A 17,489-nucleotide genomic window follows, 5' to 3' on the forward strand; every position below is an offset into this window, starting at 1 on the left:
ATTTCTTAATAGTTTAAAGAAAGTAAATGTTTAATTTTTGTTCTTGACTATACTAAATTAGCGAAATTCTCAACATTATCCTTTACGAAAACGTTATAAATGTGTATTTTTACCTCATTCAAAAATACACGTATGAATCAAAAATTCAGACTTTCGGTCAATCAAAGTGAAACCTTTGAAAAAACAGAACAAGATCTTTCTCAATTAGATGCGATAGTTACATCATCTTCAGAATTTCACATTCTCCACAATCACAAGCCATTTTCTGCAACAATTACAGAATCCGATTTTCTTAAAAAGACTTATACTGTCGAAGTTAATCAGAATTCTTACACAATCGAAATAGCCAATGAATTAGACATTTTGATTAAAGAAATGGGGTTCGAAGTAGGTAAAACCAAACAAATCAATGCCATTAAAGCTCCTATGCCGGGATTAATTTTAGAAATAAACGTTTTGGTTGGTCAAGAAGTGAAGCAAGGGGATAATTTACTCATTTTAGAAGCGATGAAAATGGAAAATAGTTTTTCATCGCCACGAGATGGAATTATCAAATCGATTGCTGTTGCTAAAGGTGATGCGGTGGATAAAGGACAATTGCTGATTGAGTTTGAATAGAGTCATATTAATAGTATCTAGCTTCAGCTGGATGGAAAAATTAGTAAAATAATGATAAAAAAAATAACAAAAATACTAGTTGCCAATCGGGGAGAAATTGCCATTCGAGTAATGAAAACCGCTCAAAAAATGGGGATAAAAACAGTTGCAGTATATTCCACTATTGATAGAAATGCTCCACATGTAAAATTTGCTGATGAAGCAGTTTGGATTGGCGAATCACCTTCCAATCAATCGTATTTATTGGGAAGTAAAATCATCGAAGTTGCCAAATCATTAGGTGTTGATGCAATTCATCCCGGATACGGATTTTTAAGTGAAAATGCTGCTTTTGCTGAAGAAGCAGAAAAAAATAACATCATTTTTATCGGACCAAAATCAAAAGCCATTCACATCATGGGAAGCAAATTAGCCGCAAAAGAAGCGGTGAAAGCCTATGATATTCCGATGGTTCCCGGTTATGATAAAGCAATTACCGATGTTGGAAAAGCAAAAGAAGTAGCCGCAAAAATTGGTTTCCCAATTTTAATCAAAGCTTCTGCCGGAGGTGGAGGAAAAGGAATGCGAGTAGTTGAAAAAGAAGCCGATTTTGAATCGCAAATGAATCGAGCTATCAGCGAAGCTACCTCTGCTTTTGGTGATGGTTCTGTATTTATTGAAAAATATGTAGCCTCGCCTCGTCATATCGAAATTCAAATTATGGCCGATGCTCACGGAAATATTTTGTATTTATTTGAAAGAGAATGTAGCATTCAACGTCGTCATCAAAAAGTAGTGGAAGAAGCTCCTTCAGTTGTGTTGACACCGGAATTGCGAAAAAAAATGGGAGAAGCAGCTGTTTTAGTAGCCAAATCATGCGATTATCTTGGAGCCGGAACAGTTGAATTTTTGTTAGATGAAAATCATAATTTTTACTTTCTGGAAATGAATACTCGTTTGCAGGTGGAGCATCCGGTAACGGAATTAATTACAGGAGTTGATTTGGTCGAAATGCAAATTCGTGTTGCTAGAGGTGAAGTTTTATCAATCAAACAGGAAGATTTGCAGATAAAAGGTCATGCACTGGAATTGAGAGTGTATGCAGAAGATACTTTGAATGATTTTTTACCTAGTGTTGGACACTTAGAAGAATATGAATTGCCTGAAGGCGAAGGAATTCGTGTGGATAATGGCTATGAACAAGGAATGGATGTTCCAATTTATTATGATCCTATGTTAGCCAAATTAATTACCTACGGAGAAACACGTTCAGAAGCCATTCAAAAAATGATTTATGCGATAGATAATTATAAAGTGCATGGAGTTCAAACCACTTTACCTTTTGGAAAATTAGTTTGTGAACATGAAGCATTCCGTTCCGGAAATTTTGATACTCATTTTGTCAAAAATTATTATGATACTGATAAATTGAATGAACAACATAGTAAAGAAGCTGAAATTGCCGCTCTAATTGCCTTAAAACAATACCTTGAAGACCAAAAAATTGTTCGTTTACCAATTCAATAAGCATGGAAAATAAGATAAAAGGATTACAAGATAAATTAGCAGAAGCCCAATTAGGTGGCGGAAAAAAGAGAATTGAAACACAACATGCTAAGAAAAAATTAACCGCTCGTGAACGGGTAAATTATTTAATGGACGAAGGTTCTTTTGAAGAAATTGATGCGTTAGTCACACACCGAACCACCGATTTCGGTATGGAAAACGAACAGTATTATGGAGATGGAGTAATCACCGGTTATGGTACTGTTAACGGAAGATTAGTATTTGTTTTTGCACAAGATTTTACTGTTTTTGGTGGTGCTTTATCTGAAACACATGCCGAAAAAATATGCAAAGTAATGGACATGGCACTCAAAACAGGAGCACCAATGATTGGGTTGAATGATTCCGGTGGAGCGAGAATTCAAGAAGGAGTTCGTTCGCTTGGTGGTTATGCCGATATCTTTTTTCGTAATGTAAAATCGAGTGGAATCATCCCGCAGATTTCAGCGATTATGGGACCATGTGCCGGTGGAGCTGTTTATTCTCCTGCAATGACTGATTTTACAATGATGGTAGAAAACACCAGTTATATGTTTGTTACAGGTCCGAATGTTGTGAAAACTGTAACCAATGAAACCGTTACATCCGAAGAATTAGGCGGAGCAAGTACACATTCAACTAAATCAGGAGTAGCTCACACCACTTCAGCCAATGATATAGAATGTTTGGAAGATGTGAAAAAATTATTGAGTTATTTACCACAAAGCAATAAAGAAAAAACGCCTAAAATTCCATTTGTTTTGAATGATGAAATTCGGGAACAATTGATGAATGTTATTCCGGATAATCCAAACAAGCCGTATGATATGCACGAAGTTATTCAAGGAATAATTGACGAAGATTCTTTCTTTGAAATTCATAAAAATTATGCCGAAAATATCATTGTTGGTTTTGCTCGTTTGGGAGGAAGAAGTATTGGAATTGTTGCTAATCAGCCGCTATATTTAGCAGGAGTTTTAGATGTAAACAGTTCCGTAAAAGCGGCTCGATTTACACGTTTTTGCGATTGCTTTAATATTCCATTATTGGTTTTGGTTGATGTTCCCGGATTTTTACCCGGAACCGATCAAGAATGGACAGGAATCATTCGTCACGGAGCAAAATTATTATACGCTTTAAGCGAAGCAACAGTTCCAAGAGTAACCGTGATTACTCGTAAAGCATACGGTGGTGCGTATGATGTAATGAATTCCAAACACATCGGAGCCGATATGAATTTTGCTTGGCCAACCGCCGAAATTGCCGTAATGGGAGCAAAAGGAGCCAGTGAAATTATCTTTAAAAAAGAAATTGCCGAAGCTAAAGATCCGGCGGCAAAATTGATTGAAAAAGAATCAGAATATGCTGAAAAATTTGCTACTCCTTATCGTGCAGCTCAACGCGGTTTTATTGATGAAGTAATTTTGCCGAACGAAACACGTAAAAAATTACTCAAAGCCTTTAGCATGCTCGAACACAAAGAAGTAGAATTGCCAAAACGTAAACATGGTAATATTCCCTTGTAGAAAATTGAAATAAAATTTTTAAAAAGTCAGGAAGATTTATTTTCTTCCTGACTTTTTTTAGTTTTTTTGGAGATAAGCATAAATTTCATCTTTTAAAAAAACACGATCTTTTCTTTTGTGGGTTAATTCATCATCGTTAAGTGGAATTTCACCTTTTTCAATTTCAAAAATTTCATTATCTAGAGAATGATAAGAAGCTAATAAAACCTGAAACTCTACATTGTGATGATATAAATCTTTAATTTTTTCTGAATATTCAGGAAATTCTTGAAGTATAGGATGTTTGCTAATCATGAGTAAAGATTGTTTAGTTAATAAATCATACCTCTAAATTACTCACTAAAAAGCAACTATTTAATGACATTTGTCAGTTCATAAAAAAAGAGGAATTAATTTTCCTCTTCTTTTTTCTTCTTCTTTTTTGATTTTTTGTTTCCTTTAGCATCTTCAGAAAGTTTAGTAAATTTTTCTATTTGATCTGGCCTTAAAATGCTTTTAGTTTTTTCATCAAACGTTTTTCTTAGTTCTTCAAATTTTGTTTTTTTATCTTCAGGATTAATCAGAATAGCATTCGCTTTCTCGCTTTCTGCAATGTTTTCTAAAAGATAACTTTTAACGGCAGCTTCTTGAAAACTATCTAGCGAAAGTTCTTCTTTTAAGTATTTCATCGTTTCTATTACCGGATCTTTTTTTTCTCTTTGTGGATCTCCTTTGCTATATCTCGACATATCATTTAGGCCTCCACTGCGGTTCATTCCTCTATTCATTTGAGCAGTAGAAGGCAAAATAAATCCGATTAGGAATAGTATTAAAATAATTTTTTTCATAATTCTAAGTATTTAAAGGTTCACCGTACAAATCAAATTCGGTAGCGTCAATAATTTTTATCATACTAAAATCGCCCACTTTTAAGTAAAATTTTGAAGCATCAATTAATACTTCATTATCCACATCAGGGCTGTCAAATTCTGTTCTTCCCACAAAATAAGGTCCTTCTTTTCTGTCGATGATACATTTGAAAGTATGACCAATTTTCTCCTGATTCAAATCCCATGAAATTTGAGATTGAATATCCATGATTTCAGCAGCACGTTGTTGTTTCACTTCGGCAGGAACATCGTCTTCCAATAAATAGGCGTGTGTGTTTTCTTCATGCGAATAGGCAAAACAGCCTAAACGTTCAAAACGCATTTCTTCCACCCAATTTTTCAAAATTTGAAAATCTTCTTCCTTTTCACCAGGATATCCAACAATCAAAGTGGTTCTGATAGCTATTCCGGGAACAGCTTCTCTGAATTCTTTTAAAAGTTTGGTTGTTTTTTCTTGAGTAGTTCCACGTCGCATCGATTTCAGAATGTTATCAGAAATATGTTGTAGCGGAATATCAATATAATTACAAATTTTTGGTTCGTTTTTCATTAATTCCAATACATCCATCGGAAATCCGGTAGGGAAGGCGTAGTGAAGACGAATCCATTCAATTCCTTCAATTTTAACTAAATTTTCTAAAAGTTCGGCTAAGTTTCGTTTTTTATATAAATCTAAACCGTAATAGGTTAAATCTTGAGCAATTAAGATTAATTCCTTTACACCGTTTTTTGCTAGACCTTCTGCTTCTTTAACCAATTTTTTAATAGGTTGAGAAACGTGTTTTCCACGCATTAATGGAATGGCACAAAAACTACACGGACGGTCGCACCCTTCGGCAATTTTTAAATACGCAAAGTTTTTTGGCGTTGTGGTTAATCGTTCTCCTAACAATTCATGTTTGTAATCGGCTCCTAATGCTTTTAGTAAAATTGGTAAATCGGTTGTGCCGAAATACTGATCTACGTTCGGAATTTCTTTTTCCAAATCCGGTTTGTATCGTTCTGATAAGCATCCGGTTACAAAAACTTTATCTACAACTCCCTGTTTTTTCTTTTCAACATATTCCAAAATCGTGTTTACCGACTCAGCTTTTGCATTATCAATAAAACCACAGGTGTTAATTACCACAATATTTCCTTCTTGCTCATGAACAACATCTTTTCCGCTGGCTTTTAGTTGCCCCATTAGCACTTCGCTGTCATACACGTTTTTAGAACATCCTAAGGTGATAACGTTGATTTTATTTTTCTTTAACGATTTGGTTCTCATTGTTTTATTCTCTTTTTTAATCTTAAAAGGGATGCAAAATTACGGTTTTATTTGTGATTAATCGAATTAAATAAAAAAACCATTCACATTACGTAAATGGTTTTTGTAATTATTCTTTATCAATTAGAATTTTATTGTATAACTCAACGTTACATTATTATTGATGGCTGTTAATCTTGAAGCATCACTCAAACCCGAACTAATTAAATCAAAATTCATTTTTCTTCTACTATAGGCATAGGCTACATCTAATCTTGAAATGCCAAAATCGAAACCAATTCCGCCAGAATAACCGGTTAGGTCTCCCATGGCAATATCAACTTTGTATGGACTTTCTTCAAAACGATAACCACCTCTAAAACTCCATTTTTTGTGCTTAATTTCTCCACCCACTCTAATTTCGGCTGCTGTATCTAAATTATCAGTCATAAAGTTGTTTAGAGATTCTAAATGATCATCACTTCTTGGTCTAAAAGTTGTGTTGCTGTAATCTTTCATCGCATAATCTACACTAATCAACGCTTTTTCACCAAAAACATAAGCAAAACTTCCTGTTAATTTACTTGGTGTTTGAATTTTATACGATTCAAAAACCATAATTACATTTGGATTAAAAATAACGGGATTAAAATCGGGATCACAGTCCGCACAATAAGCGATCGTTCTTTGTCTAACTTCGTCATTCAAATTATACCAAGTAGGTGATTCGTAGGACAAACCTAATCGTAAACTTTCAGTTATTTTTCCAATTGCACCAACACTAAAAGAAAATCCACCACCGTATGTATAAGTTTCAGTATCAAATTGAACAGAACGAAGTCCTGAAGATGAATTGTTGTTATAGCCTTCGTAAATGGAAATCGTGTTAGTTAAATCTGTAAAGTGAGCATTCAAATTAAGTCCGATAAAAAGTCTATCTTTAAATGATGTTGCAATGTTTCCGGTAAGTTTTCCATTATAACCAGTTGCAACAGTGTAATTTTCCTGAGAATAATTGCCGTTAGTTGGAACATTTGAAACATACAAAGTATTATTAAAAACATCTTCAACAGGATTAAAGATATAGGCATTATATCCTAAAAATGCTTGTTGATCAATGAAACTTAATTGATCAAAAAAGGCATTTTCAAGAACTTCTAAAAATATACCACCTTCACTAGGCAATCCATTAGCAAATCGTAAAAAATACCCATCGATGGAGTTGTTTGGATTTACACCACGAGTGTAAAACTGATTATCAAAATTAGAATTATTTTCGTAGTTCAATGCAAAACTAATCTTATTCCATCCGCTTGACGAATTATTATTTTTAAAAACAAAAACAGCACCGGCTTGATTGATATCTAAATCATGATCGTTTTCAATGGTATTTGTTCCAAAATAGGTAGAACTGTTTCTAATGTTGAAATTACTAAGTGAAATGGTTGCTTGATTAAAATTAAATAAAGCTGAACCGGCTGGATTTACATTGATGGCTGATAAATCCCCACCAACGGCACCAAAAGCTCCACTCATTGCTCTAAAGCGAGCAGACCCTGTTAAGTTATCAATTGCATATCGCAAGCCTTCATTAGGTGTTATTTCTTGTGAAAATGAAACAAAGCTTGCAAATAGTAAACTTGAAGTAATAAAAATCTTTTTCATGTTTTTTTATTTTTTCATAAAAATACCCATGTAAAATGATAAGATTTAACATAGGTATTTTTGATTATTTTTTTTCGATTAACCTCTGCCTCGTCCGCCTCCGCCACCGGATGAACGACCTCCGCCACCTCCACCTGATGAACGACCACCTCCAAATGAACCACCTGAATTCGATCTTGAACCTGAGTAGGTTGGTGTAGATGAGCTTCTAGTTGGTGCTTGGTTTCTAACACTTGGTGAAGGGGTAGAATTATTATTTGAGCGTGTTGAACTATTTCTTACACTACTATTATTTTGGTTTCTCGTGCCAACATTATTTGAGTTGTATTGATTTGCTCTTGTAGAGTTTCTTGTAGAAAATTGATTAGAACGTGTGGATGAATTTCTTGTTCCAATATTATTTCTTGTTGAATTTCTTCCATTTGTTGTATAGGAGTTTCTACTGTTATATCTTCCACTGTAGTCATTTCCGTAATATCCACCTGTTCTTCTACCACGAGTGTGGGCATAATTGTTTCCATAATAGCCGTTGTTCCAGCCATGACCGTACCAGCCATGTCCCCATCCAGGGCCGTACCAATTGTTCCATCCCCAGCCCCAACCTGGTCCATACCAATTGTTCCAACCCCAACCAACATTCCAACCCCAGCCTCCGCCGTACCAATTGTTCCAGCCCCAGCCCATTCCTGGCCCATACCAATTGTTCCAATAATTCCAACCCCAATTATTGTCATAAACATTAACAGTTACAGAGGAAGGATTTGAACCCCAAGCGGCATAAGAATCATAATTTCTTTCAGAAGTTACAGTTGAATCATCTACTGAAGAATAATTTTCAACATCGGTAAAAACTTCTTCTTCGGCATTTAATTGTTTTGATTTAAAATAATTTTGATACGCTTGATTGGTATTATTTTGTTCTGCATTGTTGGATGCAACTTGTCTGTTTCCATTAGAACCCCTGTAAACGCCATCATTGTCATAATACGAGGAATTTTGATAGGAACCACAAGAAACCAACAACATTCCCGAAAAGAATAAAACTAAGCGGGTAATATTATTTGAGCTGAGGTAAAAATTAGTTTTCATAATCGTAGCATTTTTATTGTTGTTATTACAAAAATAGTTAGTTTTGCCGAACTATTTAGTTAAATTTAGTTAAACAATTTTTATGCCAAATTATTCAAAATGAGCAAAAACCTTACTAAAAGATCCGAAGATTATTCAAAGTGGTACAATGAACTTGTTGTCAAAGCCGATTTAGCCGAAAATTCAGGTGTTAGAGGCTGCATGGTTATTAAGCCCTATGGGTATGCTATTTGGGAAAAAATGCAAGCAGAATTAGATAGAATGTTCAAAGAAACTGGACATTCAAATGCCTATTTTCCTCTTTTTGTACCCAAAAGTATGTTTGAAGCAGAGGAAAAAAATGCCGAAGGATTTGCCAAAGAATGTGCCATAGTGACGCATTATCGTTTAAAAAATGATCCTGATAATAAAGGAAAATTAATGGTTGATCCAAATGCAAAATTGGAGGAAGAATTAATTGTTCGTCCAACCAGTGAAGCGATTATTTGGAGTACTTATAAAAATTGGATTCAATCCTACAGAGATTTACCATTGTTGATTAATCAGTGGGCAAATGTGGTGAGATGGGAAATGAGAACCCGTTTATTTTTGCGTACAGCAGAATTTTTATGGCAAGAAGGTCATACAGCTCATGCAACACAAGCAGAAGCCATTGAAGAATCTGTAAAAATGATGAATGTGTATGCTGAATTTGCCGAAAATTTCATGGCAATTCCGGTTGTAAAAGGTGTGAAAACTGAATCAGAACGATTTGCCGGTGCTGTTGAAACCTATTGTATTGAAGCGTTGATGCAAGACGGGAAAGCTCTTCAAGCAGGAACTTCACACTTTTTGGGTCAAAATTTTGCCAAAGCATTTGATGTAAAATTTGCTACTTCAGAAGGAAAACAAGAACATGTGTGGGGAACTTCGTGGGGTGTGTCAACTCGATTAATGGGTGCGTTAGTTATGACACATTCTGATGATAATGGTTTGGTTTTACCTCCAAATTTGGCTCCAATTCAAGTAGTAATTGTTCCAATTTATAAATCAGACGAACAACTTGAAGCAATTACAGCTGAAGTTGATAAATTAGTTTCGGCTTTACGCAAATTAAAAATTTCTGTCAAATTTGATAACAGAACGACGCATAAACCGGGATTTAAATTCAATGAATATGAATTAAAAGGTGTGCCTGTTCGAATTGCAATTGGTCCAAATGATTTGGAAAATGGTACTTTTGAAGTGGCTAGAAGAGATACGTTAACCAAAGAAGTTGTTGCAAAAGATGGTATTGAAACATACATCCTGAATTTATTAGAAACAATTCAGAATAGCATGTTTACCAAAGCATTAGAGTATAGAAATAGTCACATTACTGAGGTAAATAGTTTTGAAGAATTCAAAGAATTATTAGATTCTAAAGCTGGTTTTTTTGCGGCTCATTGGGATGGAACTCCGGAAACCGAAGAAAAAATTAAAGAGCTAACCAAAGCAACAATTCGTTGTATTCCTTTGGATAGAGTAGAAGAGGCCGGAGTCTGCATGTTTAGTGGGAAACCATCAGTTGGAAGAGTGCTTTTTGCAAAGGCTTATTAAAAAAAATTAAAAAAATAATTTATAACTATTGCGAGTATAAAAAATAGTTGTATTTTTGCACTCGCAATTAGCAATTGGCCCGTTCGTCTATCGGTTAGGACGCCAGGTTTTCATCCTGGTAAGGGGGGTTCGATTCCCCCACGGGCTACAAGTTCAAAGTATAGATTGAAAAGCTTAAACTAGAGGAATCAATGGTCCGTTCGTCTAGGGGTTAGGACGCCAGGTTTTCATCCTGGTAACAGGGGTTCGATTCCCCTACGGACTACAAATTAGTTGTAAATTAGTTTTATAAAATAAAAGTTGGTGTCTCGATTTTTATTTTGTTAGTTAAAACCAAAGTGTTTGCCTAGGCGAATGTGGGAGGTTTTTCTTTTTTAACTAGTATTTATAAATTATTACATCTAAAATTAAAAGAAAATGGCAAATCATAAGTCAGCTTTAAAAAGAATCAGAAGCAACGAAAAGAAAAGAGTATTAAACAGATATCAACATAAAACTACTCGTAATGCAATCAAAGCATTAAGATTAGCAACTGAAAAATCTGATGCAGCCGGAAAATTATCTGCTGTAATCTCTATGATTGATAAATTAGCTAAGAAAAATATCATTCATGATAATAAAGCTTCAAACTTAAAATCAAAATTAACTAAGCACGTTGCTAAGTTATAATTAGTTACAAGTTATATAATACTAAAAAAGCTTTCCATTTGGAAAGCTTTTTTTGTTTTAAGAATATATTGGTTTTAAATTTTCAAGCATTTCTACCGTTATTGGTTTTGATAAAAAGTGAGAAACAACATCATATTGTTTCGCTTTGTTGTAGTCTGCCGGGTCAATTGTTGACGATAGGATAATTACTTTTGTTTGCGAAAATTCATTTGAATTGGAATTTTTAAATAGATCAAGAAATTCCCAACCATTCATCACAGGCATATTCAAATCCAAAAAAATCAGTTGAGGTAATTGAATATCGTTATCATTTTGTTTTTGACCAACTAATGATTGAAATAATTCAAAAGCTTCTTGACCATTGTTAGCAAACATAACATTTTCGCTAAATTCAGCTTTTTTAATCACTTTTTGGCAGAGCATTAAAGTAATTGGGTCATCATCTACGCACAGTATATTTTTCAACATTATTCTTTTTTAAATGTTAGTGTAAATTGGGTTCCTTTTCCAACCTGACTTTCAACTTCAATAGAGCCTCCCATAGCTTCAATTTGAGACTTCACAAGATACAATCCTAATCCTTTGCTATCCGGATAATTGTGGAATCGTTGATAGAGGCCAAATATTTTATCTCCATTTTTATCTAAGTCAATTCCGATTCCGTTGTCTTTGATAATCAAATTTACGAAATTTTCTTTCTCCACAGCTTTAATTAAAATCTTTGGTGGTTTATCTTTTGAACGATATTTTAAAGCATTGGACATTAAATTTAATATGATGCTTTCCATATAGGCTTTGTTGATATGAATTGAAAGTGTATCATCAATATCAAATTTTATAGTTGGCTTGAAGAGTGTAATTTGATTATTGAGTTGAAAGAATACGTTTTCAAAGATTTCTTTGATTGAAATATCTTCTTTTAGTATGGAAGGGTTATCTTTGATAATAACCACTTTTACCAAATCTTCAATTGTTTCATTCAAAAGATGAGTAGAGCGTTTAAATCCGTTTAAAATTTCCTGCAATTCTTCGTTTTCTATGGGAACATCTTCTAATAAATGCAAAAGACCGGTTAGGTTTGAAAGTGGTGCTCTAAAGTTGTGTGAAGTGATATAAGAAAATTGTTTTAAATCTTTATTATTCTGAGTCAATTCACGAATAAGCTGCTCTCTTTCGCGTTCCTGATTTTTCTCTTTCGTAACATCACGTTGAATAGAAATCCAATGCGAATGTTCTCCTTCTTTGTTTGTAACCGGAATCATTGAAAAATTCACCCAATATTCATCTCCATTTTTCTTATAACTGAGCGTTTCAATAAAACATTCTTTATAATTTTTTATGGCTGTGGAAAGTTTTTCCAATTCAACCATATCCGATTTTGTACCGGTAAACATAATTGGAGATTTGCCTATTACTTCATTTCCTTTATAGCCGGTCATTTTTGTAAAAGCCGGATTCACGAATATGATGTTTGGAATTGGATTTTTTGAAGTATCGGTATCTGTAATAACAACGGCTTCTTTAGTTTGTGTAATTACTGTTTCAAGAAGTTTTAGACGTTGTTCTTCCTCTTTTTGTTTGGTAACGTCCTGAATTGCTCCAATCATTCGGATGGCCTTTCCATCTAAATCTTTTACTAAAAATCCTCTGTCAAAAACATATTTGTAACTTCCGTCTGCACATTTAAAACGGTATTCATCTTGCCATCGTTCTGTTTTTTGTTCCAGAAAAGAATATAGTTTGACAGACATTTTTAAACTGTCTTCAGGATGAATTCTGTCAAACCACCAGCTCGAAGTTGTGCCTACATCTTCCTTTTTATAACCAAAAACTCCATGAATTCCTTTATTCCAGACAAATTCATCTTCTTGAATTTTCCAATCCCAAATGGTATCACTGGTTGCTTTTGCTACAATATCATATCGTTCATTGGAATCTTTAATTTCACTGTTAATGGTTTGAAGTTGCTCTAAAATAGAAATGTTTCTTCTATCGTTTCGGGCAATTACAAATCGAATAAGTAATCCGGCAGCGACAATAAAACTTACATCTTTAATAAAATGAAAAGTAATTAAACTGTGAAAATCATTTTTAAAACTTCCTCTCAATATCAAATGCATAACGATAGCTAAAAAAAGCGAAGCAATGATAAAAACAAAAGAGATGATATTTGATTTACTTTTCATTACTCAAATATAAAAAAATTATTCTCTTTTTTTACATTGAAAAGGTAATGCCGTTTTGTTTGTTGAATTTGTATCATAAAAGATGTGGTATTTAGTTGTTTTGGAATTTGAATCAGTTTAAAAAATCTTTTAAATCATCGTAGGATTTGATTTTTATACTCTTTTTTTCTTTGTTTATAACGCTTTTAATCTGTTTCGGAATTGGTAATTTTAGGTCTAAAGTAGATTCAACAATATCCGAAAATTTAATAGGATGTGCCGTTTCTAAAAACACTCCAATGCAATTTGGATTATTGGTTAATTCTTTTTTTAATCCCAAATAACCTACTGCACCATGAGGTTCTGCAATATAATTGAATTCAGCATGTATTTTTTTCATGATGGCAATAGTTTCTTCATCTGAAAAACGATAGGATGAAAAGTCATTTTTAAAAGCCGATAAATCATGTTGATATAATTCTTGTATTCGGATAAAATTACTCGGATTTCCAACATCCATTGCATTGGATAAAGTTGCTTTGGAAGGTTGTGGAGAATAAACTCCATTTGTCATAAATCGGGGAACAGTATCATTTTCATTCGTTGAAGCAACAAAATGTTGAATAGGTAAACCTATTTTTTTTGCTAAAATACCGGCACAAATATTTCCAAAATTCCCACTCGGAACAGAAATAATTAGTGGTTTGTTATGTTTTTTCAGCTCTTTATAAGCAAAAAAGAAGTAAAACATTTGCGGTAACCATCTAGCCACATTGATGGAATTTGCGGAAGTTAAATTTTTATGAGCTAAATCGTCATCTAAGAACGCTTTTTTTACCATGTCTTGGCAATCATCAAAAACGCCATCAACTTCTAATGCGGTAATATTTTGACCAAGTGTGGTTAATTGTCGTTCTTGAATGTCGCTTACTTTTCCGCTTGGATATAAAATAACAACTTCAACATTACTTACTCCTAAAAATCCACTTGCGACTGCTCCGCCGGTATCACCAGAAGTGGCAACCAAAATCGTATTTTTTTGTGATGGATTTTTTTTATTAAAGTAAGCCAAACACCTCGCCATGAAACGTGCACCAACATCTTTAAAAGCCATGGTTGGTCCGTGGTATAATTCTAATGAAAAAATATTTTCTTCAATTTTAGATAAAGGAAAATCGAAATTTAGCGTTTCAGTAAGAATTTGTTTTAAATCGTCTTCAGGAATTTCGTTTCCAACAAATTGTTTGATTGTTTCAAACGCAATTTCTACGTTACTTAATGTTTCAATTTTTTCAAAAAATGAAATAGGAAGCGATTTTATTTCTTCAGGAAAATATAAACCTTTGTCTGGAGCAAGTCCAAAAACAACAGCTTCTTCAAAAGAAACGGATGGAGCAATTTGATTTAAGCTTTTATAGTGCATCGAAAAAGATTATTTTTTATGGTATAAAATCATTATAACAGTTTCGTAAAAGTAAAATAAAACTTTTAATCTTCACAGAAAGTTATAAAATTAACGACGAAAGGATAATTATAAAATTTTGTAACTTTGTTGAAATTAAAAATTATGAGTCTTAAAACAAAAGCGTTTCTATTTCAATTGATTTCTTTTGCGGTTTTTTTTATTCCTTTTCGCATTGCAATTGATTATTTTACACCCTTAGAAAGATTTTGGCCTCCTTTTTTTGCATTTATAATTACGCTGATTTTAGCCCCGAAGTTTCAAGTTGCTAAAACGAAAGAGGGGGAACAATTATTTATGAAATGGATTTTTTTAAAAGGAGTGAAATCAATTTAACTATTTTTTGATTTCTTCAGTTTTTGGCAGGAGTTTCTTTTTGTAAATAGGTATGAAATAGGAAAGTGTATAATTGAAACCGACACCAAAATTTCCTTCATATTTTTTGTTGAAACCCGGTATGTAAAGATTAGCAAATTCTGATGATTCTTTGTTTCCAATTAGATAATTTATTCTGAAATTGAAACCCGCATAAAAATTTGAAAATAGTTCTGCTTTAACTCCGGCTACAATTTCTACCCATTGGGCAGATAAACCATCAAACTTTCGTCCAGATATAACTGTTGGCGAATTACCAAAATATGGATTTGGATTATATACTCGGTAGGTGATTAATTCTTGATTGAATGTGCTGGCTCCAAAACGCAAACCAATATGAATCATGTTTTCCATGTCTAACCAATTTTCGTAGGCATTATAATCAAATCCCACTTTAAAATAGGTTCCTGAGGTTGTGAAATTTACACGATCTTCATCAATTGTTCGTTTTTCATTACCAATTTCTCCGGCTAAATAATATTTTTTTGTTAAGCGATAATCACCAACAATTTCCAGACCTCTATAATCTTCTTGATAGAAACTTTTAGCCAATTTAAGAGCATCAATACCAACCCGAAGACCATAACGTTCGGTTTTTGCTGGAGTAATAATGCTGTCTTTTTTTGTTTCCTGAGCCAAAATTGTATGAGAAAACAGAAACAGAAAAAAACTAAAAATACATTTTGATATGGACATCTTCTTCGGTTTCAACGTTACTTTTGATAATTTCTATATTTTCGATCCAAAACTCAGAATCTCCATCTGGATTTGTTTTGACAACACCATTAGCTAAGTTTAGATTAAAAAAGCTTTTGAATCCACATGCTCTCGACACATAAATATCATTTACTATATAATTAAACTGGAGAAGGTCGGTGTTGTTGGCTGCTGTAGTTGCTGTTGAATTAATATTAAAACTATAATTGGTGAAGTTTTCATTGGTTTTAAGTGGCAATTCAATGGTGTCAACTTGATTAAAATCGAGTGTTGTGGCCGCACCTTCGCCTTGAATTTTTAAATTGGCAACCAATTTTCGCACGGTGCTGTTATCTTTACTATAAAACTCGATAATTAGGCGAGGAGTGGTGGGGGTTCCATCAGCACAAATGTCATCCTTTTCACAACTTGAAAAAAAGCAAGTTGTGATTAGCAAAAAGAAAATCATTAAACTTTTTTTCATTATTTTTTTTCTAAAAGTACAACATTTTCAACATGATGCGTTTGCGGAAACATATCTACCGGACGAACGCGAGTAACTTTATACAACGAATCCATCAAAGCTAAGTCACGGGCTTGTGTGGCCGAATTACAGCTAACATACACCACTTTTTCAGGTGCAATTTTCATGATTTGTTCAACAACTGTTGCATGCATTCCGTCACGTGGTGGATCGGTGATAATAACATCGGGTTTTCCGTGTGTGGCAATAAATTCAGCATTAAATACGTCTTTCATATCACCAACAAAAAATTCGCAGTTGGTAATTTTATTGCGTTTTGCATTTTCTTTGGCATCGGCGATAGCTTCCGGAACGGCTTCTACACCAATTACTTTCTTCGCTTTTTTAGAAACAAATTGGGCAATTGTTCCTGTTCCGGTATACAAATCATATACCAATTCATTTCCGGTTAAACCGGCAAATTCTCGGGTAATTTTATATAGTTCGTAGGCTTGTTCCGAATTGGTTTGATAGAATGATTTGGCATTGATTGAAAATTGCAAACCTTCCATTTCTTCCAAAATATATTCTCTTCCTTTGAATAATTTGATGTCTTGGTCATACAAAGTATCATTTGCTTTTCCGTTAATCACATAAAGTAAAGAAGTGATTTCGGGAAATTTTTCCGAAAGAAAATTCAACACCAATTCACGTTGGGATTTATTTTCTTTAAAAAACTGAATCAGCACCATGACTTCACCGGTAGAAGTGGTTCGAATCATCAACGTTCTCAATAAACCGCCATGATTTCTGGCATTGAAAAACGGAATGTTATTTTGTGTAGCGAATTCCTTTAATGAATTTCTAATTGCATTGGAAGGATCTTGCTGTAAATGACATTTTTCTATATCCAGAATCTTATCCCACATTTTCGGAATATGAAAACCTAACGCATTTCTGTCTTGAATTTCGTTATCATTTTGAATTTCATTTTCGGTAAGCCATCTGCTATCTGAAAAAGAAAATTCCATTTTATTTCGATAAAAGAACTGTTTTTCTGAGCCTAGAATTTGTTCAAATTCCGGTAATTCAATTTTTCCAATTCGTTTTAAATTATTGAAAACCTCATTATTTTTATAAAATAATTGTTGGCTGTATTTCATGTTTTGCCATTTGCATCCGCCACAAACACCAAAATGTTGGCATTCCGGTTCAACTCTATGTTCTGAAAGTTTTTGAAAATGAATTGCTTTTCCTTCAAAATAGGATTTTCTTTTTTTGAATGTTTGCACATCCACCACATCGCCCGGTACGACATTCGGAATAAATATAACTCTTCCATCTTCGGCTTTGGCAACCGAAACACCTTTTGCTCCGGCATCTAAAACGGGTACTTCCGTAAATATAATTTTGTCTGTATTCTTTCTTCCCATGGGGCAAAAATAAGTTATTCGGTACTAAAATTTTAGGGTGTTGTGAATTTTTTACAATAAAAAAACGCCTTCGCTAAAAAGACGTTTAAATTTATATTGTTTTTGAGG

17 protein-coding genes and 2 tRNA genes are annotated in these 17,489 nt (G+C 33.6%); 8 read left to right on the top strand and 11 right to left on the bottom strand.

Translation table 11 applies throughout. The annotated features are described in order from the left end of the window. The first annotated feature begins 132 nt into the window (after positions 1-132). The 3 genes from M0M57_RS11390 (at position 133) to M0M57_RS11400 (ending at position 3,668) form a co-directional block, all read left to right on the top strand. The gene (locus tag M0M57_RS11390; RefSeq protein WP_248433151.1) at positions 133-618 is read left to right on the top strand and encodes an acetyl-CoA carboxylase biotin carboxyl carrier protein subunit; all 486 of its coding nucleotides are present in this window, start codon (positions 133-135) and stop codon (positions 616-618) included. A gap of 63 nt (positions 619-681) precedes the next feature. Then, positions 682-2,124 carry an acetyl-CoA carboxylase biotin carboxylase subunit gene (locus M0M57_RS11395; protein ID WP_248436752.1) on the top strand — a complete coding sequence of 481 codons (1,443 nt, stop codon included), beginning with the start codon at positions 682-684 and terminating at the stop codon, positions 2,122-2,124. Between the two features lie 2 nt (positions 2,125-2,126). Beyond that, positions 2,127-3,668: an acyl-CoA carboxylase subunit beta gene (locus M0M57_RS11400; protein WP_248433152.1), complete on the top strand. Its 1,542-nt coding sequence runs from the start codon at positions 2,127-2,129 to the stop codon at positions 3,666-3,668. A gap of 57 nt (positions 3,669-3,725) precedes the next feature. On the opposite strand, the gene M0M57_RS11405 is transcribed toward M0M57_RS11400, so the two are convergent. The 5 genes from M0M57_RS11405 to M0M57_RS11425 all read right to left on the bottom strand — a co-directional run bounded on the left by M0M57_RS11405 (position 3,726) and on the right by M0M57_RS11425 (position 8,540). Next, on the bottom strand, positions 3,726-3,962 hold the full coding sequence (locus M0M57_RS11405) for a YdcH family protein (protein ID WP_248433153.1): 237 nt from the start codon (positions 3,960-3,962) through the stop codon (positions 3,726-3,728). A 95-nt stretch (positions 3,963-4,057) separates the two neighbouring features. Beyond that, a complete protein-coding gene (locus M0M57_RS11410; RefSeq protein WP_248433154.1) occupies positions 4,058-4,495 on the bottom strand; it encodes a hypothetical protein in 438 nt (145 codons plus the stop codon). Positions 4,496-4,499: 4 nt separating this feature from the next. Further along, on the bottom strand, positions 4,500-5,807 hold the full coding sequence (gene rimO, locus M0M57_RS11415; protein WP_248433155.1) for a 30S ribosomal protein S12 methylthiotransferase RimO: 1,308 nt from the start codon (positions 5,805-5,807) through the stop codon (positions 4,500-4,502). A 123-nt stretch (positions 5,808-5,930) separates the two neighbouring features. Then, a complete protein-coding gene (locus M0M57_RS11420) occupies positions 5,931-7,451 on the bottom strand; it encodes an OmpP1/FadL family transporter (RefSeq protein ID WP_248433156.1) in 1,521 nt (506 codons plus the stop codon). Between the two features lie 78 nt (positions 7,452-7,529). Further along, positions 7,530-8,540, bottom strand: a complete 1,011-nt coding sequence (locus tag M0M57_RS11425) for a hypothetical protein (RefSeq protein ID WP_248433157.1) — start codon at positions 8,538-8,540, stop codon at positions 7,530-7,532. 99 nt (positions 8,541-8,639) lie between these two features. On the opposite strand from M0M57_RS11425, the gene proS reads away from it, so the two are divergent. From proS to rpsT, 4 genes are all read left to right on the top strand, one after another. Continuing rightward, complete coding sequence (gene proS / locus M0M57_RS11430; RefSeq protein ID WP_248433158.1) at positions 8,640-10,118, top strand: proline--tRNA ligase; 1,479 nt, start codon at positions 8,640-8,642, stop codon at positions 10,116-10,118. A 76-nt stretch (positions 10,119-10,194) separates the two neighbouring features. Then, positions 10,195-10,266 (top strand) — tRNA-Glu (locus M0M57_RS11435). A gap of 45 nt (positions 10,267-10,311) precedes the next feature. Next, positions 10,312-10,383: transfer RNA gene (locus M0M57_RS11440), tRNA-Glu, on the top strand. Between the two features lie 152 nt (positions 10,384-10,535). Further along, positions 10,536-10,787 carry a 30S ribosomal protein S20 gene (gene rpsT, locus M0M57_RS11445; protein WP_248433159.1) on the top strand — a complete coding sequence of 84 codons (252 nt, stop codon included), beginning with the start codon at positions 10,536-10,538 and terminating at the stop codon, positions 10,785-10,787. 57 nt (positions 10,788-10,844) lie between these two features. Here rpsT and M0M57_RS11450 read toward each other — a convergent pair whose 3' ends face one another. From M0M57_RS11450 to thrC, 3 genes are all read right to left on the bottom strand, one after another. Then, positions 10,845-11,255: a response regulator gene (locus M0M57_RS11450; protein WP_248433160.1), complete on the bottom strand. Its 411-nt coding sequence runs from the start codon at positions 11,253-11,255 to the stop codon at positions 10,845-10,847. Next, the gene (locus tag M0M57_RS11455) at positions 11,255-12,973 is read right to left on the bottom strand and encodes a PAS domain-containing sensor histidine kinase (RefSeq protein WP_248433161.1); all 1,719 of its coding nucleotides are present in this window, start codon (positions 12,971-12,973) and stop codon (positions 11,255-11,257) included. Before M0M57_RS11455 ends, M0M57_RS11450 begins: the two co-directional genes overlap by 1 nt. Before the next feature lie 112 nt (positions 12,974-13,085). After that, positions 13,086-14,375, bottom strand: a complete 1,290-nt coding sequence (gene thrC / locus M0M57_RS11460) for a threonine synthase (RefSeq protein WP_248433162.1) — start codon at positions 14,373-14,375, stop codon at positions 13,086-13,088. A 129-nt stretch (positions 14,376-14,504) separates the two neighbouring features. Between thrC and M0M57_RS11465 the strand changes: the two genes are divergently transcribed. After that, positions 14,505-14,750 (top strand): hypothetical protein, encoded by a 246-nt coding sequence (locus M0M57_RS11465; protein WP_248433163.1) that lies wholly within the window; start codon positions 14,505-14,507, stop codon positions 14,748-14,750. Here M0M57_RS11465 and M0M57_RS11470 read toward each other — a convergent pair whose 3' ends face one another. Genes M0M57_RS11470 through rlmD form a run of 3 tightly spaced genes read right to left on the bottom strand, consistent with a single transcriptional unit; the run spans position 14,751 to position 17,381 of the window. After that, complete coding sequence (locus M0M57_RS11470) at positions 14,751-15,485, bottom strand: DUF6048 family protein (RefSeq protein WP_248433164.1); 735 nt, start codon at positions 15,483-15,485, stop codon at positions 14,751-14,753. It lies immediately after the preceding gene. Further along, positions 15,460-15,969 carry a DUF6452 family protein gene (locus M0M57_RS11475; protein ID WP_248433165.1) on the bottom strand — a complete coding sequence of 170 codons (510 nt, stop codon included), beginning with the start codon at positions 15,967-15,969 and terminating at the stop codon, positions 15,460-15,462. The genes M0M57_RS11470 and M0M57_RS11475 overlap by 26 nt, the downstream gene beginning before the upstream one ends. Beyond that, on the bottom strand, positions 15,969-17,381 hold the full coding sequence (rlmD, locus tag M0M57_RS11480) for a 23S rRNA (uracil(1939)-C(5))-methyltransferase RlmD (protein ID WP_248433166.1): 1,413 nt from the start codon (positions 17,379-17,381) through the stop codon (positions 15,969-15,971). Before rlmD ends, M0M57_RS11475 begins: the two co-directional genes overlap by 1 nt. Between the last annotated feature and the right edge of the window lie 108 nt (positions 17,382-17,489).

The sequence above is a fragment of the Flavobacterium azooxidireducens genome (assembly GCF_023195775.1).
GTDB classification, from domain to species: Bacteria; Bacteroidota; Bacteroidia; order Flavobacteriales; family Flavobacteriaceae; genus Flavobacterium; species Flavobacterium azooxidireducens.